General features: G+C 74.5%; 1 protein-coding gene and 1 pseudogene. One reads left to right on the top strand and one right to left on the bottom strand.

The annotated features are described in order from the left end of the window. Nucleotides 1-188: 188 nt before the first annotated feature. Nucleotides 189-1976 (bottom strand): sigma-70 family RNA polymerase sigma factor, encoded by a 1788-nt coding sequence (locus tag RIF89_RS13470; RefSeq protein WP_309069602.1) that lies wholly within the window; start codon nt 1974-1976, stop codon nt 189-191. Nucleotides 1977-2274: 298 nt separating this feature from the next. Between RIF89_RS13470 and RIF89_RS13465 the strand changes: the two are divergent. Then, nucleotides 2275-2833, top strand: a pseudogene (locus tag RIF89_RS13465) (serine hydroxymethyltransferase); the annotation flags it as partial.

Genomic DNA, 2833 nt, shown 5'->3' with positions numbered 1-2833 from the left:
GTCGTCATATCGGGTGGGATCTCGGGGCGCGGCGGCGGTCGTCTCGGGGTGCGACGCGAACCGCCGTCGTGTCACGCCGCATCCATTGTCGCCGGATCCCGATGCCGCGGCCACCGCGGGGAGCCGCCTTCGGGAGATTCTGCGCCGCGGCCCCAGGTCCAGGAGGGCACCGGCGGTTCGCGGCCGTGTCAGCGCCGCTGGCCGCCCAGCCCGAGGTTCACGCCGAGCAGTCCGTCGCCGCCGAGGGATACGCCGACCTCGATGCCTGCCACGTCTGCGCCGACCTTGACGCCCTCGTCCACCTCGACGCCGACATTCGCATCGACGCCCCCGACGCCGGCCCCTACGGAGACGGCGCCGTCGCCGGCCTTCACATCGGCCTTGACCGTGCCGCCGGCCACATCCGCGCCCGCAGCCACCGAGCCGCCGCCGACCGTGACGCCGGCCGTGACCGTGCCGCCTGCGACGTCGGCGCCGACCGTCGCACCGCCGGAGCCGATCGACACGTCGACCTTCGCGACGCCCGGCACGTCCGCACCGGCACCCCCGCCGTCCTGCTCCGCGGGAGCCGAGACGGCGGGCGCGCTCGGCGGCGCCGCGGGCGTCGCGCCCTGCGCGGGAGCCGGGCCGCCGGTGCCGGGCTTCGTCGAGGCGGACTCGGCGGCTGTCGCTCGATCGCGCTCCGGCGCGGAGTCGGCGACCGGCGCGCCGCCGGCCGGGGAGCCGTCGCCGGCGGAGTCCTCGGCGGAGGACGTGTCGCGCGGCGCATCCGAGAGCCGGGGGACGGCCGACGGGTCGACGCTCGACGACACCGGTCCGGTTGTGTCCGACGCGGGGGGCAGTGCGCCGCGCCGGTCGTCGCTCTCCACCGTGACGGATGTGCCGGGCTCCGACGCGCTCGCGGGCGCGAGGGACGGGACAATCGTGACGGCGAGCAGCGCCCCCGCCACGCTGGCCGTCGTGACGCCCGCGCCGACCAGACCGCCGAGTGAGAGGGCGCCGGCGGATGCTGCTGCGCCCGTCGCTCCTGCGGCACCCGTCGCTCCTGCGGTGCCGGCCGCGGCCGCCGTGCCGGCGGAGGCCGTCACGCCCGCCCCGGAGCCGGCGGCGAGCACGCCCCCACCGACCGTGACGGCGCCCTCGACGACGCCCGACGGCATGGCCGCGAGGGCGACGGCCGCGAGGTCGCCGCGCGTGAGCGCCGCGAGGTAGGACGCGGCGGCGGGCACGCCCATGACCAGCGGCAGCACCACGAGGGCGAGGCGGCTTCCGACCTCCCGCGCCTCCGCGGCGACCATCTCGCAGCGCGCGCACTCCTCGAGGTGCGAGTCGACACGGGCGCGGTTGCGCGGGGCGAGGTTGCCTCGGGCGTGCGCTCCGAGGTGGTCGACGGTCCAGCGGCACGCGGAGTCCTCGCCGAGCGACGCGATGTGCGCCTGGATCCAGGCCTCACGCAGGCCCTCGCGCGCGCGGAAGGCGAGCTGCTTGACCGCGCCGGCCTTCATCCCGAGCAGCGGCGCCGCCTCGGCCGGGCCGAGGCCCTCGACCTCGGTGTACCAGAGCACCTCCTGCCAGCGCGTCGGAAGGCTGCGGAACGCCCGGTGGGTCAGTCCGCGGTCGAGCTCGGCGAGCCGGGCCTCCTCGGTGGACGCCGGATCCGCGACGGTCTCGAGCTCGTCGATGGCCGACTCGCGGCGCGCGCGTCCCCACGATGCCGCCGTGTTGCGGATCGCCGTGAAGAGGTACGCGCGGAACGCCCCCGTCGGCCCGCCGCCGCGCTGGATCGCGTGGAAGATGCGCGTGTACGCCTCCTGCACGAGATCATCGGGGTCGATGCTCGACGTCAGCGAGCGGGCGACGGTCACGCCCGCGGCGTAGTGGCGCTGCCAGAGCTGCGCGAAGGCCTCCGCGTCGCCCGAGCGCGAGCGCAGGACCAGGTCGGCGTCGGCGGCGGCTTCGGCGGTGGAGTCGTGCACGTCATCTCGCTTCGGGGGCAGCGGCGGTGCTTGCGCAAAGGGCTGCGCGAGCGCGGACGCGAGGGGCGCGCATCCGTCTGACCGACATTCTCCACCGAGATCGGGCGATTCTCATAGGGTGCCCGGGGAGGATCCCGCGCTCGTCCCATCGAGCGGGACGTCCGACGAGTGCGGGTACAATCGGGATGTCGCGACTGGCGTTGAGGTGGTGCACCACCGGGAAGCGACCGAGACGGCATTCGACCGCACGCCTGGGCCGATGCGAGATACCCCATCCCGAACGTCGTCTGGAGATCGCATGACCGATCCGCTGTTCAACGCTCCGCTCGCCGAGGTCGACCCCGAGATCGCGCAGGTGCTGCAGCGCGAGCTCGATCGCCAGCGCGGATTCCTCGAGATGATCGCGTCCGAGAACTTCGTGCCCGTCTCGGTGCTCGAGTCGCAGGGCTCCGTGCTCACGAACAAGTACGCCGAGGGCTACCCCGGCCGCCGCTACTACGGCGGCTGCGAGGAGGTCGACGTCGCCGAGGAGCTCGCGATCGAGCGCGCCAAGGAGCTCTTCGGCGCCCGGTTCGCGAACGTCCAGCCGCACTCGGGCGCGTCGGCGAACGCGGCCGTGCTGCACGCGATCGCCCGCCCGGGCGACACGATCCTGGGTCTGTCGCTCGACCACGGCGGCCACCTCACGCACGGCATGAAGATCAACTTCTCCGGCCGCCTGTACGACATCGTCGCCTACGGGGTGGACGCCGAGACGTCGCTGGTCGACATGGACGAGGTGCGCCGCCTCGCGCTCGAGCACAAGCCGAAGGTGATCATCGCGGGCTGGTCGGCATACCCGCGCCAGCTCGACTTCG

Source organism: Microbacterium sp. (genome assembly GCF_031178525.1).
In the GTDB taxonomy this organism is placed as follows: Bacteria; Actinomycetota; Actinomycetes; order Actinomycetales; family Microbacteriaceae; genus Microbacterium.
The sequence above is the reverse complement of the archived record's forward strand: the minus strand, read 5'-3'. Positions and strand labels throughout refer to the sequence as shown.